The 26,955-nt window shown below is 60.3% G+C and carries 26 protein-coding genes and 1 tRNA gene; 13 read left to right on the top strand and 14 right to left on the bottom strand.

Features of this window, described 5'->3' with window-relative positions; translation table 11 throughout:
- Positions 1-16: 16 nt before the first annotated feature.
- On the bottom strand, positions 17-868 hold the full coding sequence (locus tag K3G63_RS12595) for an ABC transporter permease (protein ID WP_220614452.1): 852 nt from the start codon (positions 866-868) through the stop codon (positions 17-19).
- Between the two features lie 51 nt (positions 869-919).
- Positions 920-1,858 (bottom strand): ABC transporter ATP-binding protein, encoded by a 939-nt coding sequence (locus K3G63_RS12590; RefSeq protein ID WP_259404432.1) that lies wholly within the window; start codon positions 1,856-1,858, stop codon positions 920-922.
- Positions 1,859-2,099: 241 nt separating this feature from the next.
- Between K3G63_RS12590 and K3G63_RS12585 the strand changes: the two genes are divergently transcribed.
- Both K3G63_RS12585 and K3G63_RS12580 read left to right on the top strand, forming a co-directional pair.
- Positions 2,100-3,368, top strand: a complete 1,269-nt coding sequence (locus K3G63_RS12585) for a sensor histidine kinase (RefSeq protein ID WP_220614451.1) — start codon at positions 2,100-2,102, stop codon at positions 3,366-3,368.
- A 40-nt stretch (positions 3,369-3,408) separates the two neighbouring features.
- The gene (locus tag K3G63_RS12580) at positions 3,409-4,173 is read left to right on the top strand and encodes a LytTR family DNA-binding domain-containing protein (protein WP_259404431.1); all 765 of its coding nucleotides are present in this window, start codon (positions 3,409-3,411) and stop codon (positions 4,171-4,173) included.
- On the opposite strand, the gene K3G63_RS12575 is transcribed toward K3G63_RS12580, so the two are convergent.
- A complete protein-coding gene (locus tag K3G63_RS12575) occupies positions 4,170-4,571 on the bottom strand; it encodes an STAS/SEC14 domain-containing protein (protein WP_220614450.1) in 402 nt (133 codons plus the stop codon). The two genes, K3G63_RS12580 and K3G63_RS12575, sit on opposite strands and share 4 nt — an antisense overlap.
- A 76-nt stretch (positions 4,572-4,647) precedes the next feature.
- On the bottom strand, positions 4,648-5,016 hold the full coding sequence (locus K3G63_RS12570) for a hypothetical protein (RefSeq protein ID WP_220614449.1): 369 nt from the start codon (positions 5,014-5,016) through the stop codon (positions 4,648-4,650).
- 347 nt (positions 5,017-5,363) lie between these two features.
- Between K3G63_RS12570 and K3G63_RS12565 the strand changes: the two genes are divergently transcribed.
- Positions 5,364-5,729: a hypothetical protein gene (locus K3G63_RS12565; RefSeq protein ID WP_220614448.1), complete on the top strand. Its 366-nt coding sequence runs from the start codon at positions 5,364-5,366 to the stop codon at positions 5,727-5,729.
- Positions 5,730-5,870: 141 nt separating this feature from the next.
- Here the strand turns inward: K3G63_RS12565 and wrbA are convergent, their stop codons facing one another.
- Complete coding sequence (wrbA, locus tag K3G63_RS12560; protein ID WP_220614447.1) at positions 5,871-6,482, bottom strand: NAD(P)H:quinone oxidoreductase; 612 nt, start codon at positions 6,480-6,482, stop codon at positions 5,871-5,873.
- A gap of 440 nt (positions 6,483-6,922) precedes the next feature.
- Between wrbA and K3G63_RS12555 the strand changes: the two genes are divergently transcribed.
- The 5 genes from K3G63_RS12555 (at position 6,923) to K3G63_RS12535 (ending at position 12,607) form a co-directional block, all read left to right on the top strand.
- The gene (locus K3G63_RS12555) at positions 6,923-7,615 is read left to right on the top strand and encodes an RNA polymerase sigma factor (RefSeq protein WP_220614446.1); all 693 of its coding nucleotides are present in this window, start codon (positions 6,923-6,925) and stop codon (positions 7,613-7,615) included.
- Positions 7,596-9,212, top strand: coding sequence for a hypothetical protein (locus tag K3G63_RS12550; protein ID WP_220614445.1), 1,617 nt, complete (start codon positions 7,596-7,598; stop codon positions 9,210-9,212). Before K3G63_RS12555 ends, K3G63_RS12550 begins: the two co-directional genes overlap by 20 nt.
- Before the next feature lie 27 nt (positions 9,213-9,239).
- A complete protein-coding gene (locus tag K3G63_RS12545; RefSeq protein WP_220614444.1) occupies positions 9,240-9,605 on the top strand; it encodes a DUF6970 domain-containing protein in 366 nt (121 codons plus the stop codon).
- Positions 9,606-9,894: 289 nt separating this feature from the next.
- Positions 9,895-11,931 (top strand): excinuclease ABC subunit UvrB, encoded by a 2,037-nt coding sequence (uvrB, locus tag K3G63_RS12540; protein ID WP_220614443.1) that lies wholly within the window; start codon positions 9,895-9,897, stop codon positions 11,929-11,931.
- A 142-nt stretch (positions 11,932-12,073) separates the two neighbouring features.
- The gene (locus tag K3G63_RS12535) at positions 12,074-12,607 is read left to right on the top strand and encodes a hypothetical protein (protein ID WP_220614442.1); all 534 of its coding nucleotides are present in this window, start codon (positions 12,074-12,076) and stop codon (positions 12,605-12,607) included.
- Between the two features lie 13 nt (positions 12,608-12,620).
- Here K3G63_RS12535 and K3G63_RS12530 read toward each other — a convergent pair whose 3' ends face one another.
- On the bottom strand, positions 12,621-13,322 hold the full coding sequence (locus K3G63_RS12530; protein WP_220614441.1) for an HAD family hydrolase: 702 nt from the start codon (positions 13,320-13,322) through the stop codon (positions 12,621-12,623).
- A 57-nt stretch (positions 13,323-13,379) separates the two neighbouring features.
- Here K3G63_RS12530 and K3G63_RS12525 point away from each other — a divergent pair, with 57 nt between their 5' ends.
- Positions 13,380-14,021 (top strand): chloramphenicol acetyltransferase, encoded by a 642-nt coding sequence (locus tag K3G63_RS12525; protein WP_220614440.1) that lies wholly within the window; start codon positions 13,380-13,382, stop codon positions 14,019-14,021.
- A 107-nt stretch (positions 14,022-14,128) separates the two neighbouring features.
- Here K3G63_RS12525 and K3G63_RS12520 read toward each other — a convergent pair whose 3' ends face one another.
- The 4 genes from K3G63_RS12520 to K3G63_RS12505 all read right to left on the bottom strand — a co-directional run bounded on the left by K3G63_RS12520 (position 14,129) and on the right by K3G63_RS12505 (position 19,352).
- Entirely contained in the window at positions 14,129-17,467 is a 3,339-nt protein-coding gene (locus tag K3G63_RS12520; protein ID WP_220614439.1) for a TonB-dependent receptor, read from the bottom strand.
- Positions 17,468-17,642: 175 nt separating this feature from the next.
- Entirely contained in the window at positions 17,643-18,056 is a 414-nt protein-coding gene (locus K3G63_RS12515) for an EamA family transporter (protein WP_220614438.1), read from the bottom strand.
- 78 nt (positions 18,057-18,134) lie between these two features.
- Entirely contained in the window at positions 18,135-18,983 is an 849-nt protein-coding gene (locus tag K3G63_RS12510) for a phosphatase PAP2 family protein (RefSeq protein ID WP_220614437.1), read from the bottom strand.
- 296 nt (positions 18,984-19,279) lie between these two features.
- A tRNA-Gly gene (locus tag K3G63_RS12505) sits at positions 19,280-19,352 on the bottom strand.
- A gap of 114 nt (positions 19,353-19,466) precedes the next feature.
- Between K3G63_RS12505 and K3G63_RS12500 the strand changes: the two genes are divergently transcribed.
- From K3G63_RS12500 to K3G63_RS12490, 3 genes are all read left to right on the top strand, one after another.
- A complete protein-coding gene (locus K3G63_RS12500) occupies positions 19,467-19,709 on the top strand; it encodes a hypothetical protein (RefSeq protein WP_220614436.1) in 243 nt (80 codons plus the stop codon).
- Positions 19,710-19,752: 43 nt separating this feature from the next.
- The gene (locus tag K3G63_RS12495) at positions 19,753-20,292 is read left to right on the top strand and encodes a GNAT family N-acetyltransferase (protein WP_220614435.1); all 540 of its coding nucleotides are present in this window, start codon (positions 19,753-19,755) and stop codon (positions 20,290-20,292) included.
- 75 nt (positions 20,293-20,367) lie between these two features.
- Positions 20,368-21,471 carry a dienelactone hydrolase family protein gene (locus K3G63_RS12490; protein WP_220614434.1) on the top strand — a complete coding sequence of 368 codons (1,104 nt, stop codon included), beginning with the start codon at positions 20,368-20,370 and terminating at the stop codon, positions 21,469-21,471.
- A gap of 95 nt (positions 21,472-21,566) precedes the next feature.
- Here the strand turns inward: K3G63_RS12490 and K3G63_RS12485 are convergent, their stop codons facing one another.
- From K3G63_RS12485 to K3G63_RS12475, 3 genes are all read right to left on the bottom strand, one after another.
- Positions 21,567-23,915 carry a radical SAM protein gene (locus K3G63_RS12485; RefSeq protein WP_220614433.1) on the bottom strand — a complete coding sequence of 783 codons (2,349 nt, stop codon included), beginning with the start codon at positions 23,913-23,915 and terminating at the stop codon, positions 21,567-21,569.
- 168 nt (positions 23,916-24,083) lie between these two features.
- On the bottom strand, positions 24,084-24,656 hold the full coding sequence (locus K3G63_RS23065; RefSeq protein WP_220614432.1) for an AraC family transcriptional regulator: 573 nt from the start codon (positions 24,654-24,656) through the stop codon (positions 24,084-24,086).
- Positions 24,653-25,006, bottom strand: a complete 354-nt coding sequence (locus tag K3G63_RS12475; RefSeq protein ID WP_220614431.1) for a hypothetical protein — start codon at positions 25,004-25,006, stop codon at positions 24,653-24,655. The genes K3G63_RS23065 and K3G63_RS12475 overlap by 4 nt, the downstream gene beginning before the upstream one ends.
- Before the next feature lie 226 nt (positions 25,007-25,232).
- Between K3G63_RS12475 and K3G63_RS12470 the strand changes: the two genes are divergently transcribed.
- Complete coding sequence (locus K3G63_RS12470; RefSeq protein WP_220614430.1) at positions 25,233-25,511, top strand: hypothetical protein; 279 nt, start codon at positions 25,233-25,235, stop codon at positions 25,509-25,511.
- 325 nt (positions 25,512-25,836) lie between these two features.
- Here the strand turns inward: K3G63_RS12470 and K3G63_RS12465 are convergent, their stop codons facing one another.
- Entirely contained in the window at positions 25,837-26,931 is a 1,095-nt protein-coding gene (locus tag K3G63_RS12465) for a YncE family protein (protein ID WP_220614429.1), read from the bottom strand.
- Between the last annotated feature and the right edge of the window lie 24 nt (positions 26,932-26,955).

The following is a 26,955-nucleotide window of genomic DNA, read 5'->3' as shown; positions in this document are numbered from 1 at the left end:
AAAGCAAGCTGAGCCGTTAGTTGGGGGCGTTGCGGCGGTAGAGCAGCAGGTAGCCCACCACCAGCACGCCCCCACACCAGGCCAGCGAATACCACTCGTGGGAGGCCAGTTCGTGGGCTACCTCCAGCACGCCTCCTTTAGCCGCGCGCATCGACATGGCCGTGCCCAGGGGCGCCGCGTACGGAATCTTGTCTACATGCTCCCAGGAAAGCAGGGCAATGGTAGCTACCACGGCGCCCATACCCACGCCCACCGGCACCACAAAAGAGCGCCAATACAAGCTCACGATGTACTGCACGGCCAGCAGCCCCAGCGTGGCCACGTAGGTGCGCAGCAGCATCCAGCCCACGGCCTCGAAAGGCACGGCGTACGTCTGGAAGCCCAGCGTCGGTTTCAGCAAGCCTAGCAGCCCGCCCGCGCCCAGCAGCAAGCCCACGAACAGCAGCAGCGCGGCCGCGTTGAGGGTCAGAAGCAGTAGCAGCTTGGAGCAGAACACGGCCCCGCGCCCGACGGGCTGAGCGTACAGATGCTTCCAGGCCGTGGCCTTGGTTTCAATGTTGACCACCAGGCTCGTGAGCAGGACCACAAACAGAGGCAGCAAGAGCGTGCCAGCCGTCTGCCAGGCCGTGCTGATAAAGCGTGGCCACGGGGTGCCGCCGGCTTTCAGAATGATGTAGCCTTTAAAAAAGAAAATCATAAATGTTAGCAGCACAGGCAGCGCCCCGCTAAACAAGGTCAGGCGCAGCGCAGCCGTGCGGCGCAGCTTCAGGGCATCGGCGGCCAGGGTGCGGCGCAGCTGCGTTAGCGGCGCCGGCGCAAGCGGCTGGGCCATGAAAGTAGGCTGGGTGGGGAGTACGGTAGCTTCCATAGCTGGGCCGGCAAGAAAAGAAAAGGAGGTAGGAGAAAAGGCCGCCAGGGCCTACTGCGCGAGTTCAGCGTGGGCCTCGGTTAGGTGCAGGAAGGTGTCTTCCAGGCTGGGCTGCTCCAGCCGCAGGCCGTAGAGCGGCTGCCCTGCGGCCGTAAGGGCGGCGGCCAGCTCGGCCGTGTGCTCCCGCGACACCCAGGGCAGCCACAGCGTACCTGGCGCAAGTACCGTGGCCCCGCCCAGCAGCCGCGGCAGCAGATTGCGGCAGCTGTCGGCGTGTTCGGTTTCCAGTACCAGGCGGGCCCGGCCGGTTTGCAGGCGCTGCAAATCAGGCAGGCTGCCCTGAAACACCAGCCGCCCCTGCTGAATGACGCCCACGTGAGTAGCCACTTTCTCGATTTCGTTGATGAGGTGGCTGCTGACCACAATGGTTTTGCCGTGCTCTTGGCGCAGGCGGCGCAGCAGCTCCCGCATCTCAATAATACCGTTGGGGTCGAGGCCGTTGGTAGGCTCGTCGAGCAGCAGCAGGTCGGGGTCAGAGAGCAGGGCAATGGCTAGGCCCAGGCGCTGCCGCATCCCGAGTGAGTATTCCCGGGCCGGGCGGTGGGCGTTATCGGTGAGGCCCACCAGCGCCAGTACCTCGGCGGTGCGGTGGGCCGCTACCCCGCGCAGCTTGCGGGTAGCTTCCACGTTTTCGCGGCCCGTGAGGTGGTCGTAGAGCGAGGGGTTTTCGATGAGTGCTCCTACCCGGTTCAGCAAGGCCACCCGGTGCCGGGCCAGATTATGGCCGAACAGATGCACCGAGCCACTGGCCGGCCGCAGCAGGCCCAGCAGCAGGCGCATCGTGGTGCTTTTGCCGGCCCCGTTCGGCCCCAGAAAGCCGTAGATGCTGCCGGCCTCCACGTGCAGGTTCACATCGTGCAGGATAGGCCGTTTGCCGAAGTTGAAGTGTATGCCGTGGGTAGCGAGCAGGGCGTTAGTATCGGGGTTCATGGCGCTGATTGACGTGGAAGACGGTAGCAAACGTAAAGCACCCGCTATATCGCCCCGGCACTATTCAACCAACCTGTAAGGCCGCCCCCGAAACGGCTGCTTTTGCTGGCCCAACTGCGCTTTTATTCCCCGTCTTCGCTCCTTTTCCGGTTAATGACTTTGTAGGGGGTGTTGGTGGGCCGCGGGGCGGGGTTGATTGAAAACAGAAGCCTGCCGGGGCCTGAAAAGCGTATGTTTAGGCATGGAAGTACCCTCCGCATCCGTTGCTGCTTCGCTGGTGGAAGAATCAGTCCCTACTCGGGTGGGCTGGCGGGCCTGGCTGCGGCCCATGCTCCGGCCGGCCAACTGGTCGGCTACTTCCGAGCACAGCCCCATTCCGCGCTCGGTTCATGTGCTGCTCTGGCTCTGGCTTTTTGCCCTCGATGCCCTCAAGCTAGGCACTGCCCTTGCTGCGCTGCCCCGCTTTCCGGCCACGGCCGCCGAGTGGCAGCCCGCGCTACCCCTGTTGGGACGCCTGCTGCTGGAAGATATGTGCGGGGCCCTGCTATTCTACCTAACCTGGCGCTGGCTGATTCCGCGTACCCTGGGTCGGGCCCGAATAGTGCAGTACCTCGCGCTAGCCGCCCTGCTGGTGCTGCCTTATGCCGCGCTGCTAGGGTGGGTGACTACCCAGACGTCGCGCAAGGGCGCGCAGATTTCGGCGTACCGGGTGCCGGCAACCGGGAACAGGCAGAAGGCCGTAGCTGATGCTATAAAAGAACACAAGGAAAAGCCCCCGATGCCGGAGTTCTGGATGCGCATAATCAGCTCGGGCATTATCGGGGCGTTTATTGTAGGGAGTAGTTCGGCCTTGCGTATTACCGGCGACTACATCCGGGGGCAGCGCAACCGCCGCGAAATGGAGCGCCAACAGCTGCTCACGGAGCTGGCCATGCTCAAAACCCAAATCAACCCGCACTTCCTGTTCAATACCCTCAATAACATCTACTCCCTTACCAGCCGCAAGTCCGACAAGGCCCCGGAGGCCGTGCTGCGCCTGGCTGAAATTATGCGCTATCTGCTCTACGAAAGCAGCACCGATACCGTGCCGCTGAGCCGGGAGCTAGACCACTTGCGCAGCTTCCTGGATTTGCAGCGCCTGCGCCTGTCGGCCTCGGCCCAGGAGGCCATTCAGTTTGAAGTGAGTGGCACCTCGCTCGACTGCGCCCACCCCATTGCCCCGCTGCTGCTGCTGCCTTTGGTAGAAAACGCCTTCAAGCACGGCGACCTGACGGCCCGGCCTCTGGCCGTACACATCAGCCTCTCCCTGGCCTCTGATGGGCTGCTTCGGTTCTCAGTACTCAACCATGTGGCCCCCGCCGACGCTGAGCGGGAGCTACCCCGGCAACCCGGCGGGGTAGGCCTCGTGAACCTGCGTCGCCGCCTGGAGCTGCTCTACCCCGGCCGCTACGTCCTCGACGTGCAGACGCCTCCGGGCCAGCACCTGGTCACGCTGGTGCTGCTGCGCTAGCGGCGTGTACCCCCAACTCCTGCGTATCTTTCCTTCTCCCTTGCTACCTCACGTGCTGCCCATGACCTGCGCCATTCTCGACGACGAACCGCTAGCCCTGGATTTATTGGCCGACTACTGCGCCCAGGTGCCCGGCCTAGAGCTGAAAGGGCAGTTTGACGACGCGCTGGCGGGCTTGGCTTTCCTGCAGGACAACCCCGTGGACGTGGTATTCCTGGATATTCACATGCCCCGCCTCACGGGGGTGCAGCTGGCACAGTTGCTACCCCAGCCGGGCCCCCGCATCATCTTCACCACGGCCTACGACCAGTACGCCGTGCGCAGCTATGAACTGAACGCCGTCGACTATCTGCTCAAGCCCATTGCCTTTGAGCGGTTCATGCAGGCCGTGCAGAAGGCCCGGCAGCAGCTGGCCGCGGCTGCTCCCGCCCCGGCTGCGGCCACTGCTCCCGCGGCGCTGGCTCCCGAGGCTCACCCCACCGCGCCGGATGCCATGTTCGTGAAAAACGAGCACCGGCTCCAGCGCGTGGCCTTCGACGATATTCTCTACATCGAAGGCATGAAGGAGTACCTGATGATTTATACTGCCACGGGCAAGGTGCTCACGCTCCAATCGTTCCGGCGGGTGGAGGAAGTGCTGCCGCCCGAGCGGTTTGCGCGCATTCACAAATCCTATCTGGTAGCCCTGAGCCGCATTGAGCACGTGGAGCGGGGTAAGGTGCAGGTAGCCGGCCGCCTGCTGCCCATCGGGGATACCTACCGCGAATCGTTCGCCAACCTTATCAAGGCGTATAATCTGCTCTAACAGACGGAGCGGAGCCACTGCTGGGCTTCTTCCAGATTATCGAAAACCCGCGCCTCAAAAGCCGTGAGCAGGGTCGAGAACGTATCGGCGGAGCTTTGAGCCAGGGTTTCGGGCAGGGTAATCATGGCAAACTGCCGGAGCCCGGCCTGGGCCGCGCTGGGGGCCCACTCATTAATAACCCATTCCATAGAGTGGTCCCAGGGGCCGCGCACGGCCCGCGTGTCGTTCAGCACGCAGGAAAAGCCCGAGCGGGCTAGTGCTGCCGTGTAGGCTCGGGCCCCGGCCTGGATGTTAGCAGCCGTGAGGTAGCCCTGCCAAGTGACCATTATCCATTTGTTTTCATAATCTGTGTCTACCGTGAGGTAAACCTGACCGAGCGAAGACGTGAGTTGTTCCATTACCGAGCAAAAGCCGAGGGAGAGTTCGGGTTAAGGGAGGTGGGGGTAGGGAGCGGGTAGGCTGCTGCGCCGGAGCCTACTGGCAGGCCCAGCTGCGGGCTTCTTGAATGTCGGCGAAGGCCCGGGTTTCAAAGGGCAGAGCCGGGGTAGCCTCCTGGTACATGCCACCAATGAGCATACGGTTAAGCGTTTCCTGCGACTCGAGCCGGGCAAACCGCTTGATGCCCAGCCGCGTCATAGCGGGCAGCACGTCGTTGGCTACCCACTCTAAGTCCACCGGCCGGACCGCCCCCAGGCGCACGTCGTTGGCAATCCAGGCCGTTACCCTGTGCTGCTGGGCCAGCTGCAGCGCCTGCGTAATATACCGGCGGAAGTTACTGCTGCTGGTGAACCCCAGCCATTCAGTTTCCAGGGCATACTGCTGACCGTGGTGCAGGTGGAGCACAAGGGAAGGGTAGGAAGCCAAAACAGCCATGTAAACAAGGGAAAGCCAGAGCAAACAGGAAGCCAAAACAGCTACTCCTAAGCTTAGAATGTGGGGAGCAGTTCTGTATGTACGCAGCGGCCGGCCTAACGGATAACCCGCGCATCGGCCAAGACAACGTGCAAGTGAGCCTGGGCCAGTGCTAGCTTGATCAGGCACCCCGGGGCTGGTATAGGTATTCAGCCGCTGCCACGTATGCGTATGCATCCTGGCGGTTGAGCGACCCGGACCCCAAGCTAAACTGCTGCCCTACCGTCGGCTATGCTTCTGGCCGGTGCTCAACTTTTCAGCCACCGGTTGGGGTAGTGGTGAGTACCTGCTTTCCTGCCGGCGAAGGCGCGGGTGTGCTGACCGGTAGCCAATACCCGCTGGCTACCGACCAGACCGATACGCAGTATGATTGGGAGGGGCAACTGGTTCCGGGGCGGCTGACGGTCCGGCGGCGGCAAGGCTGGCAATCAGCCAGCCTTGCCGCGCGGTATCGGGTTGCGGCGCACGCCCCATCCCAGCAAGCAGAGCTGTGCACGATGTTCCACCGCTTCCATAGCCGCGTAGATGGTTCCGGCATTGGCCTGTATGTGGCGAAGCGCAGCCCTGAAAATGCCGGCGGCCGACTAGAAGTGCAAAGCAAGATAAATCAGGGCTCTGCGCCTCGCGTGTATTTTCGTCCGTGAACCGGCGCATCAGCCCGCCCGTTAGGATACAGAATAGCGGTGAGCAGGGCGGTAGAACTACACCATAAAAAGCCCGGCGAGTCAGGGCTCTGACTCGCCGGGCGTACCAATTATAGCTGGCCTCCCCGAGGCAAAGTGGCATTACTGGGCCAGCTTGCTGGCAATCTGGGCAGTGTGCTGCCCCTGGTGCCGGGCTCCTTCCAGTTCGTTGGCGCTGGGCTGCCGCTCGCCCTGGCCACCGGCCACGGTGCTGGCTCCGTAAGGAGTGCCGCCGGTTACTTCCTCGTGGCCCATTTGGCCCTGCCAGGCGTAGGGCAGACCCACAATTACCATCCCGTGGTGCAGCAGCTCGGTGTGCAAAGAGCGAATGGTAGTTTCCTGTCCGCCGTGCTGAGTAGCCGTGCTCACGAACGCCCCGCCCACTTTGCCAATGAGCTTGCCCTGCGCCCACAAGCCGCCGGTGGCATCCAGAAAGGCCTGCATTTGCCCGCACACGTTGCCGTAGCGGGTCGGTGTTCCGAAGAGGATGGCGTCATACTGCTCCAACTCAGCGGGGGTAGCCACCGGAATATGCTCAAAAGCCTTCTGAGCCTGGGTAGCACCAATTTGCTCCAGCAAGGCGGCGGGCAGCGTTTCCGGCACTCGCTTAATGACCACCTCGTTGCCAGCCACCTGCCGGGCTCCTTCGGCTATGGCTTCCGCCAGTTTGTACACGTGACCATAAGTGGAATAAAACAGCACCAGCGTTTTCATAGGCAAGAAAAGGGTAAGTGAAGATGTGAAAAACAGGTAAGCAGCAGCGGGGGTAGGGGCCTGGGCCAACCTAGCCAACGCAAACTGTGTCGGTAAGATGTGTAGGTACATGATAATGCCGAAATAGGTTACTGCTTTGCGTATCTTGAGGGGGTGGTAGGGCAGGAACGCAGACCGGGGCTGAGCTTTGTAAGCAGCAGCGGCCACAACGGCTTACCCAGTGGTGATGAAAAAAGAAGGATGCCCCAATGCAACCTTCGGACCCCGGAGCGGCCTCTTCCCAGCACAGCCTTCCTTTCCACGACGGAGGCCATTTTTTAGTATTATCCGACTTCGCAGCGTATGCAGCATTCTTACTTGTGCGGAACTGGGCCCTTGTGCTGGGGGCTGGCCGCTGGTGAGCGTCTTAACGCCGGACCCCGCCGGGGCCGGAGCACCCGATGAGCGCCCTGTCGGCCTCACTGGGAGGGGGCGGGCTGCGCAGCCTGTTACCGGGTAGCGCCGCCGAGGCCCGCCCGGAGTCCCTATCCCCGTCGTTATCCGCTCCCGTGCGTACCCTGACCCCGCCTTCCCAGCTCTCCGACCTGGAGCTGATTGATGGCTGCCTCGCCGGTAGCCGCCTGATGCAGAAGTACCTCTATGAGCGGTTTGCCGGCCGCATGATGGCCGTGTGCCTGCGCTACGCCCAAACTACTTTCGAGGCCGAAGACGTGTTGCAGGAAGGTTTTCTAACAGTGTTTAAGAACCTGGCCAGCTTTCGCCGCGAGTGTCCGCTGGAATTCTGGATTCGCCGTATCATGGTCAACGCTGCCCTGCGCCAGCACCGCCGCAATGCTCCGCTGGTAGCCGTCAGCGACGGGGGCGAGTACCCTGAGGATCTGGTCGGCGAAGAATTTACCCTTTCCAATTACAATTTCGAGGAACTCCTGAGCATGATTCAGGACCTCGCCCCACGCTACCGGATGGTGTTCAATTTGTTCGCCATTGAAGGATACGGGCACAAAGAAATCGGCGACATGCTCGGCATTTCCGAAGGCACTAGCAAGTCGCAGTATTCCCGGGCCCGGGCCATTTTGAAAAGTAAAATCGAGCGTCTCGACGCCCACCGCACACATGGCAGCATCCGCTCCTAATTCTTCTAATACTCCCGATCCGCGCCCGACCGGCGACCTGGAGCACCTGTTTCGGCAGAAATTTGCCGAGGCCGAGGTAACTCCGCGCGCCAGCTTCTGGGACCAGCTCGACCACGAGCTGATAGTGCAGCAGAATGAGCAGGTGGTGCAGGAAAACGTGACCTACCGCCGCCGCCTGGTAGTGCATCGTTGGGTGGCTGCCGCCTGCTTACTGCTGGCCCTGGGCTTCGGCAGCTGGGCTTTCCTCTGGCAGGATGGCTCCGTGGCAGGCCCCGAGCTAGCTATGCAGCTGCCCTCTGAGTCTGCCCTACACCAAGGTGGCTCTTTCGCCAGGGCGGCGGGGGCTGAGGCCGCTACCCCTGTAGCTAGCCAGAACGCTGCTACTGGCCTCCCGGGCACTGGCGCGGATCAGCTTCTTGCTGCTCAGCCTGCCGCTGGTACTATTGCTGGCTCAGACGCAGAGGTGGCTGCCCTCCTGTTTGGGGCAGAGGCCGCTGGCCGCTACCAAACCCGTGAGCGTAGTCTGCTGGCGGCCGGTGTGCAGGCCCCCGTACGCATAGACAACGAAGGTGAAAACAGCCAGCCAGGATATGGCTACCGCACAACAGCGGCCACCAGCCCCGGCATTGGCTCTGGTGCCGGTTCGTTTTTCGCCAGCTTCAGCGGCATGCAGCCCCGCGCAGCCCAACTGCGGAACTACCTGGGCCTGCTGCGCCCCGATACGCTGAAGCCGTCCCTGCTGGCTGCTCCCCAACTGCCCGCAACCTCGGCTCCGGAGTTGGCCGCAGTGGAAGAGCCTGAGCGCAAGGAAACCCCGAAGCTGTGGCGCCGGCTGCGGCTGGGCGGGGGCTACGCCGTAGGTTCCTACAACCCCAACGTCAACTTTTCCCAAACCGATGGCCGCCTGAAAGCCGACCCGGTTACCAATGCCCTGCGTAGCTATTACCAGGATGAAGCGGAGGATGAATACCGCCGCAACCTGCGGGCCGGTGTAAGCCAACGGGCTGCCCTCTTGGTTTCTTATGCCCTAACCAACCACTGGACCCTGACGTCCGGGGCGGAGGTAGCCGAGCAGCAGGCCAGCTCGGCCACTACCTACGGCTTCGTAGACGGCAAGCAAGTAGGACCCGCCGCCGCCGATTTATTTAACCGGCCCGCGGCATATAGCCCGGCCCCTGCGCAGCCGCGCGTAACGTCGTACCGCTACCGCTCGGCTTCGGTACCGGTGGGTGTGCGCTACGGGTCCACCAAGCAGGGCCTCTCACTCTACGCCAAGGTAGGAGCCGCCGTAAGCGTGCTGCTCAGCAGCCGCTCGGAGGTAGAAGGCACCCCGGAGGCTACCCGCAACTATTCGCTCAAGTCGACTGAGTCGCCGTACCGGCAGGTGCTAACTTCAGTGCGTGGGGGCACGGGGGTGCGGTATCAGCCCACGGCCGCGGCCTGGAGCCTGGTGGTAGGCCCCACCGCCGAAGCCGGCCTGAATACGCTGAACGCGCATCCCAGCCAGCGAGGCTCACGTCAAAGCCGCCCGTACAGCATTGGTCTGGAAGCTAGCGTGGAGTTCGGTACGGCCAAGCCCCAGCCCCTTGCTCAGTAATGTAAGTGCTGTGTCCTCGTTTCGTGCATGAGCCGCCTGTTTATCTACTTAACGTCGTGCCTCCTCTTAGTAGGAGGAACTACCTCTTGCTCTGATTCCCTGGATGAAGTTTCGGCGGTGGCCAGTTGCCCCGGTAATTTCTCCGCCACGCTTATTGAGCAACTTAAGCAGAAGCCCAAGCAAACGCCGGCCGCCGAAGTTATTCAGTACACCTACCGGGGGCGCACGGTGTACCTGGTAACTGGCGGAACCAGTTTCAGCTACCTGTTCGATACCTGTGGCAACGTGCTGTGTGCGGCTACCATCAGCCCCACTAACGCCGGCGACGGGCGTTGTACCGACTTTGCCACTGCTGCCACGGATCCCATTGTGCTCTGGCGTGACCCACGGTAGCGGGGAGTTCGTGTGAGTGATTGAGTGGGGTGTACCTTGGCGAAGAGGCGCCCCGTTATCCGCTTTGGCATGCCCAGCCTACTAACGTGACCAGCCCTCATCATCCGCACGATGGTGAGGGCTGGTTGCGTTTCAAGGGAGCCCCCCCTGTTCAGGGTGTGTAGGCTATGCCTTCTCGCCAAGATGCGCTTCACTCGGGCATTCAGGCACCATCTCATCTCCCCCAGAACCATACGTTAGGTTTTGGAGTTATCATAGGCTAGCTTTTTTGAGCCTACCTTTCTTCTGCATGCACTACCAACTGACCTCTGAATTCAAGCCGACCGGCGACCAGCCTCAGGCCATCCGCCAACTGGTGGAGGGCATCAACAATGGCGAGCCGGCGCAGGTGCTGCTCGGGGCCACGGGCACGGGCAAAACGTTTACCATGGCCAACGTTATTGCCCAAACCGGCAAGCCCACGCTGGTGCTGTGCCACAACAAAACCCTGGCCGCTCAGCTCTACGGCGAGTTCAAGCAGTTCTTCCCCAACAACGCCGTCGAGTACTATATCAGCTACTACGACTACTACCAGCCCGAGGCCTACATTGCCTCCACCGACGTTTTCATCGAGAAGGACCTGGCCATCAACCAGGAAATTGAAAAGCTGCGGCTGCACTGCACGTCTACGCTGCTTTCAGGCCGCCGCGACGTGGTGGTAATTGCATCGGTGTCGTGCATTTATGGTATCGGCAACCCCGAGGAGTTCGGCAAGAACGTGATTTACCTGGCGCCAGGCCTGCGCTACTCGCGCAATAACCTGCTCTACTCTTTCGTGCAGATTTTGTACTCGCGCACCGAGCAGGAGTTTACCCGCGGCACGTTCCGGGTGAAAGGTGACACCGTGGACATCTTTCCGGCCTACGCCGACCACGCCTTCCGCATCTTCTTTTTCGGGGATGAAATCGAGGCCATTCATAAGATTGACCCCGCCAGCGGCAAGAAGCTCGGCGACGAAAAATCGGTGACGCTCTACCCGGCCAACCTGTTCGTAACCGGCAAGGACACGCTCAACCAGGCCATCAAGGAAATTCAGTTCGACATGGTGCAGCAGCACGCCTACTTCGAAAAGGAGGGGCGCGATGCCGAGGCCAAGCGCATCATGGAGCGCACGGAGTTCGACCTGGAAATGATCCGGGAACTGGGCTACTGCTCGGGCATCGAGAACTACTCGCGCTACTTCGACGGCCGCCAGCCCGGCTCCCGGCCCTTCTGCCTGCTCGACTACTTCCCTGACGATTTCCTGTTGGTGGTCGATGAAAGCCACGTAACCATGCCCCAAATCCGGGCCATGTGGGGCGGCGACCGGAGCCGCAAAACGGCGCTGGTGGAGTACGGTTTCCGCCTGCCCTCCGCCATGGACAACCGCCCGCTGACCTTCAACGAGTTCGAAGGCATGGTGCGCCAGGCCGTGTTCGTATCGGCTACGCCTGCCGACTATGAGTTGACCCAGGCCAACGGGGTAGTAGTAGAGCAGGTAATTCGCCCGACGGGCCTGCTGGACCCTGAAATTGACCTGCGCCCCAGCGTCAATCAGATTGATGACCTGCTGGACGAAGTAGACAACCGCGTGAAAATGGGCGACCGGGTGCTGGTGACTACGCTCACCAAGCGCATGGCCGAGGAACTGCAGAAATACATGGAGCGCCTGGGCATTAAATCCAGCTACGTGCACTCCGATGTGAAAACCCTCGACCGGGTAGAAATTCTGCGCCAGTTGCGCCTGGGCGAAATCGACGTGCTCATCGGGGTAAACTTGCTCCGCGAGGGCCTCGACTTGCCGGAAGTAAGCCTGGTAGCTATTCTCGACGCTGATAAGGAAGGCTTTCTGCGCGACCAGCGCAGCCTGATCCAGACCATGGGCCGCGCCGCGCGTAACGACCGGGGCAAGGTGATTATGTACGCCGACCGGATTACGGGTTCTATGCAGCGCGCCATCGACGAAACCAACCGCCGCCGCGCCGTGCAGGTGGCCTATAACGAGGAACACGGCATTACGCCCCGCACCGTGCGCAAGTCGCGCGAGGCCATTATGGAGCAAACCTCGCTTTCGGACTACCGCATTGCGGAAGCCCCAACCTACGGCGGACCTACCGAGGAAGTAGCCCTGGCCATTGCCGCCGAGCCGGTAGTGTCCATGATGAACAAGCCGGAGCTGGAGAAGCTCATCAAGCAAACCGAAAAGCAAATGGAAGCCGCCGCCAAGGACCTTGACTTCCTGACCGCCGCCAAGCTCCGCGACGAGCTGGCGGCCCTGCGGCAAGTCCTCAAGTCCAAGCGCGACTAGCCGCTTAGCTGAGTGTACTGCTGTGCTGGGGTAGAGTACAGAGTACTGCTTGCAGGCAGCTTGTATTAAGCTGGCACAATATTCGGAGAGGTGGGGGCTACATCCATACGGGTACAGCCCCCACCTTTCTGCTTTTATGCATATGAAGTATCTGCTACTCTTTCTGTTGCCGGGGCTGCTTGTGTCGTCGGCTGCGGCCGCTCAGTCTAAATCCTCGGGCCCTGCCGGCCAGCGTCTACCCCCGCTGCCGCCCTTGCCTACCGCCAGCCTGCAGCCTATTGTTACCGTTACGCAGGCGGCCCCGGCTGCAACCAGCACTCGATTTCGCTACCAACGGCTTACGCTACGAGGCAGTACCGAGGCCTTTCTGGCCCCCGCCTGGCGGGGCATCGTACGGCTGAAGCCCGACAAACGCAAACGGGATTTTTTGGGTAACGACAAGGAATGGGAGGTAGAAGCGCTGGTTATGCAAACCCTGAACGAGTTGATTGAAGACGGATGGGAACTGGTAGAAGTGCATAATCTGGTGCAGCCCACCGGCATTACCCAAACCGTTGAAACCAAGGAGAACAGCAGTAATCCGGAGCGGCCAACCTACGTCAGCTCGGTAGTGGCCGGGGCGTACCGGGAAACGAGCTACCTGTTCCGGCGTCCTTTGGAAGAAAGAGGAAAGTAACTTGATGTGCTGCCTACAGAGTTCCTAGCAAAGCCGGCACTTCGGCCAACGAAGCTACCTGCGTAAATGGAACGCCCACGAGCTGCTCGGCGGGTACTTCTTCCATAACCCAGGTAGTGTGGTACGGCACGTATACCGCGTGGGCGCCCAGGCGGGCCACCGGCAGCACATCTGACTTCAGCGAGTTGCCAACCATCAGGAACTCCTGCGGCCGCACCTGGTAGCGGGTAAGCAGGCGCTGGTAGGTGTTTTCGTTTTTCTCGCTCACAATTTCCACGTAGTCGAATAAGTCGCCGAGGCCGGAGCGGGCCAGCTTGCTTTCCTGGTCGAACAGGTCGCCTTTGGTGAGCAGCATCAGCGGAAAGCCTTGCTGCTTAAGGGTAGCCAGTACTTCGGGCACGTCGGGCAACAGCTCAATGGGGAAGCTGAGCAGACGCTTGCCGTGGTCGAGGATGTGCTGAATCTCGCGGCCGGTGACGGCGCCGTCGGTGAGTTGAATGACGGTTTCAATCATCGAGAGCATAAACGACTTGGCCCCGTAGCCGAACAGGTGCATGTTCTGGCGCTGCACCTCGTAGAAGCGGCTCCCAATAACGTTCGGCTCGCCGTGGTGCGTGAGCAACTCGTAGAGCTGGGCTTCGGCGTAGTCGAAATGGGGCTGGTTGGGCCACAGCGTGTCATCGGCATCGAAGGCAATAAGGCGCGGAGCGGGCATGGCAGGCACAGTAGGGGGCAAAAGTTGATCGGCCAAAGTTACCGAACTTGCCGGCCTATGAAGCAGCTAGTAGACCTGAGCACCTGGAACCGGCGGGAGCATTTTACCTTCTTCTCCGCATTTGAGGAGCCGTTTTTCGGCTTAGTAGCGGAGGTAGATGCCAGCCGGGCCTACACGCGGGCTAAAGTACTGGGCGTATCGTTCTTTCAGCTCTATCTGCATTGCGCCCTCACGGCCGTGAACGGGGTAGAGGCCCTGCGCTACCGCATCGAAGACGGGCAGGTGTACTGCTACGACCAGATTCACGCTTCCGCTACCCTCACCCGCCCCGACACTACGTTCAGCTTTTCCTTTGTGCCCTATGCGGCTTCGCTGGCGGAGTTTGGGGTAGGACTGGCGGCAGAAATGGAAGCCGTGCGCCAGAGCAGCGGCCTGCGGCTGAGCCCGGCCACCGCCCGCCCCGATGTCATTCACTTTTCGGCTATTCCGTGGGTTGCCTTCACGGGCCTGACCCACGCGCGCGCTTTTCGCCACCCCGACAGCATCCCGAAGATTTCAGTGGGAAAGGCCCGGCGGCAGGGTGAGGCCCTGCTGCTACCCGTATCCGTGAATGTGCACCACGGCCTGGCCGATGGCTACCACGTCGGACTGTTTCTGGCGGCCTTTCAGCGGGAATTGGATGCTGCCCTGCCCTTCTAGCTATCCTTCTGCGGAATGCTGGCCCCAAGCCAGAGCCGAAAGCAGCAGTGGCAGAAACATAAAAGCCGCTCCCGGAAGGAAGCGGCTTCTTGCGGTTAACCGAATGATTAGAAGGAGTACCGTACGCCCAGCTGCCCCTGCCAGCGGGAAGCCAGCTGGTCGATGGAGTAGGGCTTGGTGGTGGGGGTAGTATAGGTGAAGGCCGGGCGGTTGAACACGACGGAGTTGGAGCGCGACAGGTTCCCACTGGCGTCGGCCCAGCCGGTCTGGGTCAGGCCGATGCCCGAAGTGGAGTTGAACGTGTCCGGCACAAAGTACTTGCGGCCCCAGTCGCGGCTGAGCAGGTTACCTACGTTGATAACGTCCAGGGAAATCTGGATGGTGTGGGGGTGACTGGTTACAGCCCCGGAGGCAGCATCCGTCAGGCCGCCCAGGCGGATTTCCTGCATCAGGCGCAGGTCAGCGTTGTTGTTCCAGGGCGTGCGGGCAGCGTTGCGCTCGGCATACTGCCCGCGGCGGGTGCGCAGGTAGTCATCTTGGCTGATGTAGGATTGCAAAGCGGCGTACTGCTGACCCGAGGCATCGGGACGCAGGGCGCCCGAGCCGGCTACCGAAGCCGGGTCTACGAACACGACATCGGTGGCGCTGCCGGGCACGTAGAGCAGCTGCACGTTCTGCTGACCGTTGCCCAGGAAGTTGTTGTTGTAGACGTACGTGTAAGGGGAGCCCGACTGGTAGGTGAGCACCAGCGACACGTAGGAGGTGAACCGCTGCGCCCACGACCGGTGGTAGCCCACGGTGCTTACTACCCGGTGGCGCAAATCGAAGTTGGAGTAAGCCAGGCCGGGGTCGTTTACATTCAGGGCCGGGTTCAGCTCCCAGTTACTCTGGAAGGAGTTGCGGATACCGTTGCTGATGTCCTTGGACTGCCCGTAGGTGTAAGCGCCTGACACATCGAGGCCCTGCTTAAAGCTCTTGCTCAGCTGGCCTGTGAGCTGGTAGCGGTACCCCTGACGGGTGTTGGTGAGCAGAAACAGGTTCGAGAACTGCGGGTTCACCTTGCCGCCCGTGCGCCCGCCGGAAAGGTAGTACGGCGACTCCGTAGGCCCGCCGCCGAGGTAGCGCGTGGAGTCCTTGAGGTTAATGTTCTGGAACTTCACGTCGTAGAGCGTCTTGGTGTAGAGGGCCTCCACCGTCGCCTTCACGCCACCGGGCAGCAGGTAGTCCAGGGCCAGGGAGCTGCGCCACACCTGAGGCATCTTGAAGTCTTTGTCAATCAGGTTGATTTCAGTAGTGTTCTGGGCCGAAGCGGGCAGCTGCTGGTAGATTTTCGTAGGGTCAGAGTTCAGCGTGTACGTCTTGTTGGTAATGCTGGCCGTGGTCTGGATGTTGTTGTAATCCACGGAGTTGTAGTTCACCCCGTTGTTGTAGAAGGCGTAGCCAAACCAGGCAAACGGCACCCGGCCCGTAAACACGCCCGAGCCCCCGCGCAGCACCACTGAGCCGTCTCCCTTCGCATCGAAGTTGAACCCCAGGCGTGGCGACACCTGCACCTGCCCCAGGAACTGGTTGTTGAAGTCCGAGAACTTGGTGTGTTCATAAGTAGCGCCGGTACTGGAAACATACTCCGGCGTGCTTGTCACTTTGGGGCTCAGTGTGGGTTTGGTAGGTACATCAGCCAGGTCCAGGCGCAGGCCGGGCGTAATCTTCAGCCGGTCGTTTACCGTGAATTCGTCCTGCAGGTAGGCGCTGTACAGATTGATGCGGAACGAGGCCGAGGGATTGTTGTAGTTGTACTGATAGGAGTTGTCCTGCACGTTGTAGGTGCCGCGGATGCGCTGGGGCCGGTCGGCCAGAAAGTCGCTTACGTTGCGGTACTCTATGCGGCCGTTCCAGGAGTTGATAAAGCCGTAGTCAATCTTATACAGCTCGTTGTGGGTGCCTAGCGTAATGGCGTGAGCACCCTGGTAGAAGGTCACGTTGTCGGTGATTTCAAAGGTTTTCTGCCGCATGTTGTAAATGCTGGCCTCCCGGTCGGCGCCGAGCAGGGCAATGCCGCTCCCCGTGAAATTGGCGCCCGTGCCCACGTTGTTGATCTGGATGGCCGGGAACACCTGGGCCCCGTTCAGCAAAGAGCGGTAGTCGTGGATGTTGGTGTAGCCCAGCACCAGGGAGTTCGACAAGGCACTGGAGAAGTTGCTCTTCACCTCCATCACCGTCGAGTTCTGCAGGTTATTTTGGTCGAAGTCCTGACTGCCAAATTTGAACTGGTTCAGGGAGCGTTCCAGGTTGGTGGCGTTGGCCTTGATGTAGTTGTGGCGCAGCACCACGGAGGTTTTATCGTTCAGGTTCCAATCGAGACGCCCGAAAATTTTGTCGCTGTTGGCGTGGATGGTATAGTTGCCGAAAGCGCCCACGTCGTAGCCGTATTTCTGCTGGAGGTTGGCCGTAATGGCCTGGGCCAGTTCCTGGCTTACCACCGAGCCCTGCTGCCCGGCTCCGTAGAACACTGGCTCCTGGCGGCGGGCAATTTCCGCGTTGGTGAAGAAAAACAGTTTGTTTTTGAGGATCGGCAGGCCTACCCGGAACCCGGTCTGGTAGTCGTGGTAACTGCTGCCGAGACGGGTGCGACTCTCGTCGATGCTGCGGCCCGTAATGGCTTGATTGCGCCCGAAGGCGTAGAGCGAGCCGGTAACCTCGTTGGTGCCCGAGCGAGTCACGGCATTTACCGAGCCCCCGGTGAAGTTGCCCAGCTTCACATCAAAGGGCGCTACCTGGGCCTGAATCTCCTGAATGGCATCCAAGGAAATAGGATTGGCGCGGGCCGAGCCGCCGGGTACGCCCGAAGTACCGGGCACCCCGCCTGAGGAAGGACTAAACCCGATAGCGTCGTTGTTGATAGCCCCGTCCAGGGTCACGTTGTTGTAGCGAAAATTCGAGCCGGCAAACGAGTTGTTGGAGTTGCGCGGGTCGAGGCGGGTAAAATCCTGGATGCTGCGCGAAATGGTAGGCAGCGTGCGCAGCTGCTCCCGGCCCACGCTGGTGCCGGCGCCGGTTTTGGTGGCCTCATTCGAGCCGGTTACTACTACCTCTTGCAAGGCCGTAGCCTCGGGGGCCAACGTGAAATTCAGGCGGGTAGTGTTGCCCAAGGTTAAGAAGATGTTACCCTGGGTTTGGGTAGTAAAGCCGATGTAGCTGACCTGCACGGTGTAGGGGCCGCCCGCCTGCAGGTTCGGGATGGTGAAGCGGCCGTCGGCTTCGGTGGCTGTGCCACGCTTCGTACCGGTAGGCAAGTGAGTGGCTACCACGGTCACGCCAATCAGGTCCTCGCCCGTATCTGACGCCACTTTCCCGTTCAGAGCCGAGGACGTAACCTGGGCAGATACAAGGTGGTGAAGCAGAACAAGCAGGCCTAACAGGAGCCAGCTTTTGATGTCATTTTTCATACGGGTGGTGTATTGGTTAGACATTGTAAACCAACGCTATAGCTCACCCGTACTTCATGAAGAAGCAGTTAACTAATCATTACGTATTCCACGAGGCAGGTAATCATGCGGTAACATACCGTCCGGCAACTGCTTGCCGGAGCGCGCTGCCACCAGGAAAGCAGGCCCCTGATGGCTACAGAATCAGTACCAGCGTGCCGATAACAATCAGGCCCGCGCCTACGCCGGTCTGCCAGGTTAGCTTTTCGCCCAGAAACACGACCGATAGCACTATGGTCAGCGCCACGCTCAGCTTATCCACCGGAGCCACCCGCGACACTCTACCCACCTGCAGGGCCTTGAAGTAGAAAATCCACGACAGCCCCGTCGCCAGCCCCGACAAGCCCAGAAAGAGCAGGTTGGTTCGGGTGAGCGTGTGCACTTCCGCCAGGCCACCACGGAAGTACACGATGCCCCAGGCCAATACCAGAATTACCACGGTGCGGAGGGCCGTAGCCAGGTTGGAGTCAACGCCTTTAATGCCAATTTTGGCCAAGATGGCCGTCAGGGCTGCAAAAAGGGCCGATAGCAAGGCGTATATCCACCACATAAAAACCACTGAGAGAAAGTGTAGGGCCAAGGCACTGCGTTCCGCTCTCACTACGGCCCGCAGCCCCCGGCAGCGGAATTATTTGGGCTGCCAGGTGAAGCGCAGGCCCGGCCCGCCGTTCAGGAGGCCGGGCTGGTTCAGCATGTAGCCGCTCTGCCAGGTAGGGGTGAAGCTCATGCCTTGGGGTAGGCGCGGCTTGCGGCCCCAGCGGTTACGGTGGGTAAGGTAGCCAAGGTGAGCCGACAAAATTCCGAAGCCCGCCCCGGCCACCACATCACTCTGCCAGTGCTTGTTATTGATCATGCGCAAGGCGGCTACGCTGGTGGCAATAGTGTAGGCCCCAATGCCGTACCACGGGCTTTTGTCGCGGAACTCGTTGTGCACGATGCTGGCCGCCAGAAACGCCTGGGCCGTGTGCCCTGAGGGAAACGACAGGTTATCGGAACCATCGGGGCGGGTTTCACGGGTCAGGTTTTTCAGCGCAAATACAGTGGTGAGCATAATAATCTCACTTTTTAGCACCACCAGTCCGGTATTAATCCGGTCGTTTCTCGACTCTACCCCCGCCAGCGCCACCAACCCTAGCTCGGCGTAAGGGACAAAAATGAGAATATCGTCGGCCCGGGTCCGGAAGGTAGGAAACAGCTGGTGAATGTCGCGGTTGGCTTCTTGGTTGGTGTACAAGCCGCCCCCATTGAACGTGTACGCTCCGTAGCCGATCAGCACGGCCGGTATAATGGTCGCCTTTACCAACTTGCTCTTGTACCAGGGGAGCTTCGCGGCTGCCGGCACACCGGCCGGGTTTTCAAACTTGTGCGCGGTAGCAGTGTCAGCTGATGCGGGCAGCACAACCTGGGCTATGCCAGGCGCTACAGAAGCAGCACTTAGCGTGAGTGTAAGGGCAGCCCGCTGGAGAAAAATGTTCATTGACGAGGGAGAACAAGCGAATTAGGAGCAGTTGGGCCTGATATTTAATCAGAAGCTCGTTTACGTAACAATTCGATACTACACCTATTGCCGCAGTTGAAGAGAAGCCCTGCCGGTAAATCGTCCTTGCTTAGGCTTAAATAGAAGTTACCGAGGATGTGTGAAAGTCCGTTGCACGCCCGGCTGATTCCTGTTCGGCCATTGTTCCCAGGTAGCTGCTATAGTGGTTCTGCAGGCGTACCCGCCAAAAACAAATCAGCCACCCAGACGTGTGTCTAAGTGGCTGATTCTAAATGAGCGGGAAACGAGGCTCGAACTCGCGACCCTCAGCTTGGGAAGCTGATGCTCTACCAACTGAGCTACTCCCGCGTGGTATGGCAAAAATACGGGGCTAAAATCAAATTCCAACTCCCTTACGTATTCTTCAACTCGCTTAGCTATTCTTCACCAGCGGTGCACATGCGCCGGAAGCACTTGCTGCCTATGTCTTGGCCCCTTCGACCCTCAACCCAACGCTTAGTTGGGTGGTTGTTTCTTCTTGCTGGATTTTTACTGGTACTAGGCGTAATGCTTCGGCTGGGAGTAGTCTATTACGAATATCAGCAAGTGGGAAGCAACGGTCTGCAGTCAGGGCGGCTGCTTCTGAGCCTACTGATGCTGGTAGCAGCCCTGATGATGTTGCGCTACGGGTGGCGCGCCCGCCGCGGCAACGATACCGTGGATTAGCCTCCTACCTTTGCGGCTTTCCATTGATCTGGTTTCTGTCGCCATGACCTCACCGCTCCGTATTCTAGTAGCCAAGCGCAACCTGGCTACTGCTACCCAACTTGCTGAATTAGGCCGCCGCTTGTTCCACGAAACCTACGTGGCACATAACTCGGCCGACGATATGGCAGCCTACGAAGAAGCCACCTTCGGCCCCGAAAAGCAGCTTGCTGAGTTGCAAGACCCGAATACGGTATTTCTACTGGCCCAACTAGTGCAGGAGGTAGTGGGCTACGCCAAGCTGAAGCTGCACTCTTCCCTCGGGCTGGATGCGGCTAAAACTCCCGAAGACCGGTTGGAAATTGAGCGTCTCTATGTAAGCGAAGACTGGATTGGCACAGGTTTGGGTGCCGCCCTGATGCGCCGCGCTATCGAGGAAGCGCGGCAGCAGGGCAGCAGGGCCGTGGTATTGGGAGTATGGGAAAAGAATACGCGGGCCCTGGAATTTTATCGGCGCTTTGGCTTCAAGCAGGTTGGTGTCCAGTTATTTATGGTAGGCGCCGATGAGCAGACGGATTTAATTCTGCGTAAAGGGCTGCACTAAGCACTTGGCGGTGGCTGCCGTTTAGCTAGCTTCGGTCCGTGTCCTGTAGCTTATCTTTCATCTACGTTCGTGCGCTTGAAACCTGTTCGGTCCATTTCTGCTGTTGCTCTCCTAGTGGTATGGGGGGCCGCATGGGTGCCCCTGGCTTCGTGCTCCCGCGAGGCCGCGGAAGAGGAGAAAGCGCACGTGCCGCTACCTACCGGCCACTACGAGGGCCCAGTCAGCTACCAGGGAGCGGAATTGCGGGTGAGCCTGGAACTGGAGGAAACGGCATCGGGGCAGTTGCAGGCGGACATTAGCTTTCCGCAGGTGCCGGGGCTTGAGTTTGAACCCGCACGCGTGAGCTACCAGGAGCCCCAGCTGCGCCTGGAACAACAGCTTAGCCCACCCGGCGGCATCAGCATTCAGGCCGTCCGGGAGGGCGACTTTCTGCGCGGGGTGCTGAGCTTTGATAGTGTGCGGGCTGATTTTGTGTGGGTTCGTCGCGGCCCAGCCCGTTCCCGCGGGTTCCGGGAGGTAACTATACCGTTGCGCTATGGTAGGCAGGCGCAGGTTGGGCGCCTGCGGTTGCCCGAAGATACCCTACCCCAACACGCTGCCTTAGTGCTGTTGGCCGCACCGGCTACCCGCGCTGCGGCAGAAACCCGGGCGGCTTACCTAGCCCGCCACGGCTTTGTAACGCTGGTAGCCGCCGCCCCGGTCCCTACAGGGCCGACCGATTCAGTTGCCTATGCTATTACCCGGGCGGCCTTGACTGCGCTACGCCGGCAAACTCTCGTTGACTCGGCGCGGGTAGGGTGCTGGGTGCGAGGAACGCTGGCGCCGCTGGTAAGCGCCGCGGCAAGCCGGCCACCGATAGCGGCTTTTGTCGTCCTGGAAGCGGCTCCGGCCGCCACCCGCGACCAGGCGGCCGCCTATCAGCCGCTCAGCCGTGGAAGCGTACCCACCCTGGCCCTCTATGCTGGCCAGGATACCAGTGTGCAAGCCGGTGAAAGTGCCCGCCACCTACGCCGGACGTTGGGCCACCAGGCGGGGAGCCAAGTGCGCGTGTATCCGCAGGCTACGGCCGAGTTTATCCAACCGGGGCAACCCACACCGGAAGGGCAGTGGCAGTGGCCAAAGCCCGCCGTAGGCTATTGGGACGAACTTACGGAGTGGCTGCGCCGGGTAAGCCGGTAGAATAGGCTCTGCGCCGACAACAGCTTTGCCACGGCCTACGAAAAAGCAAATACTGGGCTGAGCATCCAGAGAAGAAGTATTCGCTTGTTCGTCGGCTACAGAATCAGTAAGCCTTTCTCCCGGAGCAGCTGCCAGGCCGGCGACGCCAGAAACTGCTCCCAGGGCTGACCCACGGCGTCAGGGTAAGACTGCGCGACATCTTTCAGGAGTGTTTTTGAATCGTAGTCGGAAGACAAGCTGAGCAGCAGGTGGTGCAGCCAGCGACCAACTGCCGCGGGCACGTTCACTTCGAAGTCTTCGGCTTGTTCGTAAAATGTGAGGACGGCCCGCTGGCCTTTCTTGCCTGGCTCGTAGCGCAGCTCCGGCGCATTGCCCAGCCAGAACAGGCGGTTGTTGGGGCGGGTAGCATCAGGCCTGCCTGGCTCCTGCAACGCCTGCTGAACCAAGTGGCGAGGCACCGTGGGCTTGGGCGTGCGGAAATCAAACCAGAAGCTCAGCGGCTCCTGCAGTGCTACCCCGTGCAGGTAGTTGTACAACGCTTTGGTAAGCCCCGGCCCGAAAGCTTCGTGGTCGGTGCCGGTGGGGTCTTCGTGCCAGAGGTCGTTCCAGGCGAAGGGGCCGGGCTCGGGGCCAATGGCGGCTACCTGGTACTTCGCGGGGTTCTTGCCCACAGGCGAATGGGCCGTCATGGAAAAACGGTGCCAGTACCCGCTTTGCACAATGCCGGCCTGAAACAGCTGCCGTACCACTTCCAGAGAGTCTATTGTCTCCTGGGCAGTTTGAGTCGGGAAGCCGTACATAAGATAGGCATGTACCATGATGCCGGCCTGGGTGAAGCCGTCCGTTACGCGCGCTACCTGCGCAATGGTCACGCCTTTTTCCATCAAGGCCAGCAGGCGGTCGGAGGCTACTTCTAGCCCGCCGCTCACGGCAATACAGCCGGAGGCTGCCAGCAGGCGGCACAGGTCGGGCGTAAAGGTTTTTTCGAAGCGAATATTGCCCCACCACGTAATATTTACCTGCCGCTTCAGCAATTCAATAGCCAAGTCGCGCAGGGCAAGGGGCGGGGCGGCCTCATCCACGAAGTGGAAACCCGTCTGACCAGTTTGGGCAATAATCTGCTCAATCCGGTCTACTAGCAGGGTAGCGGGGGCGGTTTCGTAGCGGGCAATATAGTCCAGCGTGACGTCGCAGAAGGAGCAGCGCTTCCAGTAGCAGCCGTGGGCCACCGTGAGCTTGTTCCAGCGCCCGTCGCTCCAGAGCCGGTGCATGGGGTTCAGCACCTCAATTACCGATAAGTACTCGGTCAGCGGCAAGTCAGAATAATCCGGCGTGCCTACCTCAGGGTGCGGCACATCGGGGAAAGGCTGGTTGATGTACTCCACTACACCCTGGGCATTGCGCAGAAAAGTGCGTTGCAGCGGAGCCTGCTGCACATGTGCCAGCGGCGTAGTGGGTGCTATGCGGGTGTTGGCGCTACCCAGGGTGGCCTCCGGCTCACTGGAGGCACTCAGCGGTAGAGAGCCCGCCGCGGCCAGAAAGTAGCGGCCAGCCGGCTGGTAGGCCGCAGCAGCTGGTTGCTTCACCTTACCAGCCGCCAGCCATTCCAGCAGCCGCAACCAGGGTCCTTCACCATCGTCCAGGGTCAGGTAGTCAATATAGTCGAAAAAGCGCGGCTCCTGAATAGTCCGCAGCTCCGTGTTGGGGTAGCCGCCGCCCATCAGCGTTCTGGTTGCGGGGGTGGTTTCCTTGATGCGGCGGGCCAGCCGCAGGGCTCCGTACAGGTTGCCGGGAAAGGGCACCGTAAATCCAGCCACGTCCGGCTGCACCCGGGCCACCAAGTCATCCAGCAGCTCCAGCAGCAACTGATCCAGCAGGTTGGGTGGTGCTTGCAAAGTTTCGTGCAGAGCATCAAAGGTAGTGGCCGACATAGCCAGCTTCTCAGCGTAGCGGGAGAAACCAAACTGCGGCCCCACCGTTTCCTTGATCAGGTCGCCCAGGTCTTCGAGGTAGAGCGTAGCTAGGTGCCGGGCCTGGTCGGTGAGGCCCATAGTGCCGAAAGCCGTTTCCAGGTCCGCCACATTGTCGAAGCGGCTGGCCTCGGGCAGAAACCGGCTGTGGCAGATGCGCGGGGCCAGGGTAGTGTCTTTATTCTGCAAAAACCGGATAACCGGCTCAATGGTACTCAGGTAGCTCTGGCGCAGACGCATCATGCGCCGGGCATTGTCGCTGAGGGCATAGTCGCCGGTTTCAATGGCGTTGAATACCCGCGCCAGGCCTTCCCGCGAAAACAGCTTCAGCACCAGTTCCAGGCCCAGATCAGCTTGGGTAACTTGGTAGCCGCGCCCTCCCAAAAAACCCTTCAGGTAGGCCGTAGCCGGGTAAGGAGTGTTTAGCTGGGTGAGTGGCGGGGTGATAAGCAGAATGCGAAGCGAAGAGGACACGGCAGCTCGAAGTCAGAGACGAACGACAAAGATACGTCCGTTTAACCCGGGGGCCTGCTGCTCCGTTCCCTGACTGCTACCCCCGGCGGGCTGGAGCAATACGCAAAAAAGAACCCTGAAGCGCGTCAGCAGCTTCAGGGTTCTTTGGGGCTGAGGAGGGCAATGCTCTTAGGCCAGCTGATCCAGCGACAAGCGCTTGGGGAGCAGGTCGCGGCGGAATTCGCTCACGGAGCGGCCCGTCACTTGGCGGAACTGGTTGCTCAGATGCTGACCGGAGCTGTAGCGCATTTGCTCAGCAATTTCGCTCAGCGTCATTTCATTGTAGCTCAGCATCTCCTTCACTCGCTCAATTTTCAGGCGGATCAGGTATTTCTCGATGGTCAGGTTGGCCGTGCGAGAGAATACTTTGCTCAGGTGGGAGTAGGTAGCCGCAAACCGGTCGGTGAGGAACGCCGAGGTAGTCAGGGGCATGCGGGCCGTGCGCAGGTGCTCGAGGTATTCCACCAGGGCGCTCTTGATTTGCTCGGTCAGTTGGTCGGCGCGGCCCATGAGCACGTCGAAGCCAGCCTCGCGCAGAATGGGCGCTACCGAGGCTGGGTCAGCGGGAGTGCTTTGGTCGAGCTGCGCTTGGCCCAGCGTAACGTCGGTGGGGTGGTAGCCAGCTTGTTCGAGGAGGCTGCGCACGGCTTCAATGCAGCGTGGGCAAACCATATTTTTGATGTGGAGGAGCGTCGTTTTCACGGATGTTGGGTTGAGTTCAGCCGCGTTGCGGTTCGCGTGGGTTTACGGGTTGTGGCGGAGTTTGGATTAGAGCGCGGGCGCCGGACCGGTTGTATCGGTGCTTCGGCCCATTCTTTACCAAACCAATTGGCTGCCGCCCAATTTACAAAGGGTACTACCCCCAGAAATGTTACGGCCAGTAGCCAGAAAAATACGAAAAAAGCACCGGAGAGTCGACCAAAGAAGTGGTCCTGCACTCCGAACAGATACGCTACCAGCACCAGGGCCAGGACAAAGCTGATTCCGGCCAGAATAAGGGCGCGGCGCAGCAGGGCGTGAGAGCTGAGAAATCGGAGGGCGGGATGATTCATGGTGACGGCGAAAGTAGACAAAGATAGAAGTCTGTTCTATTCAGCCGCCACCGCCGGTCCGGGCAGGGGGCGGTTAGGAGTAGCAACAACGCATAGGATTCAGGGAGTTTTGGTAGTGGAAAGATGGGAACAGAAGCGGTAAATCCTCATACGCAAAAACCAGCGACGCGGTCAGCCGTACAGGCCAAAATAGTATACGTTTCTTTCCGCTTCCTAACCAGACCCCATGAAGACTGCTGCTTTCCTCCGAATGCTAACGGCCGCCGCCCTGCTTACGGCCCCTCTTACTGCCTGCAACACCGGCGACAAGCCTGGGGACACCAACGTAGAGAGCGGCGACGCCAAAGACCTGGGCATGTCCCCCAACCGGGAAAATGAAAGCGTAGCCGGCGACTCGGCTACCTCCGGTATGAACCGCGACACCATGAAGGCTCCCACCGGCCGCCAGGTGTACGAGGAAGGTGCCGACCGCAAAGACAAAAACAACGATGGCCTGGCCGATTAGGCCCATGAACTCAGCGCTGACGACCCTAACGGCAACAGCCGGCCCCCGCGTGGGAGCCGGCTGTTGCCGTTAGGGTCGTCAGCGCTATTGTCAGGGTAATAGCCCCCAGACTTGTTCAGACTGATGCCCACCGTAAAGCAGTAGAGAGCCACGCCGTGACTCCGGTAGCCAATAACTTTGTTGGCGGTGGTGAAGCGACGGGCAGCCTAACTAGGTGGCTAGATAGTGGTAGTGGCTGCTGCTGACAAATGCACACGGCCGACTCCCCGTAGGAGTCGGCCGTGTACGTCTGCGTGCGCAGTAGATACCCGGCAGAAGTAGCTTATTAATAAAACACGAAGCCGTTGGGCAGCAAGCCTACGTTAAACGAGTCAATAGCTACGCCCGTAGGCTGATACCGAATAAACTTACCGGTGGTCGTATAAGGAGCTACGGAACCGTAAATCGTGTTGTCGGTGGGGTCAATGTCCAAGCCGTAGAAGGCACGGCGAATCAGAGGGGTAGCTGGCAGCACGACGTCGGAGGTGTTCATGCGGTACACGGCCCCGCCAAAGCGGTAGTACAGCTGATTCTTCGCGGTATTGATGCGGAGGCCACTTGCCCCGCCGCGGGCGAAGGGCAGGGTCAGGGAAGCCGCCGTTGCGGTAGAGTTTAGCTTCACCAGGCTAGCCGGCGTAGAGGAAAGTACCGGGTACGGCGCCGTTGAGCCGTAGCGGGTGATGCCGCCGCACAGTACCCAGATGGCACCCGCCTGGTCCTGCTCTAGACTGTTGGGCCCATCCTGTACCGTAATTGTGGCTTCTACGGCATCGGTGGTGGGGTTGATGACGCTGATGGTGTTTTCATTGGAGTTGGCCACGTATACTTTGCCGTTGGCCAGCAGCAACCGCTCGGGCTGGCGACCTACCGGTATCGTCTTCGTGATTTTGTTGGTGCGGGTATCAAGCACCGCTACCCGGCCGGGCTGACCTGTTACTACCCACTCCGTAACGTACACTTTATCGGTTGCTGCCGAAATAGCGTAGCGTGGCTGTTCGAACCCTTCAATAGCATCGCCCTGCGCCTGCAGGGTTTTTAGATTAAGGACTTGCACCTTTTTGCTGTTGTTGAGCACCACGTAGCCCTGCTCGCCCACCACCAGCATCGACTGCACTACGTCGCCGAGGTCACGCTGATTCACGGTTCGGAAAGCGTTATTGTCGCGCACTTCCCGGGAGGTTTTGCTGAACAGGCTGATTTCGCCGTTGGGCGTGCCGTACTGACCCTCATTCAAAACAAACACGTTACTACCGTCTTTGCTGAGGTTATAAATCGGTTTGGTTTCCTCTTGGTCAGGGTCGCAGCTGGCGAGAGCAAGGACTCCGGCACCCGCCAGGAAAAGACGGGTGAGAAACGGGTTAAGGCGATGTGCGTGTAGCATAAGGGGAAAAGGTGAAAAAAGGAG

This window comes from Hymenobacter sp. HSC-4F20, assembly GCF_019599275.1.
GTDB lineage: Bacteria > Bacteroidota > Bacteroidia > Cytophagales > Hymenobacteraceae > Hymenobacter.
Note: the sequence above shows the minus strand (reverse complement) of the source record. Positions and strands in the feature narration are given on the sequence as shown.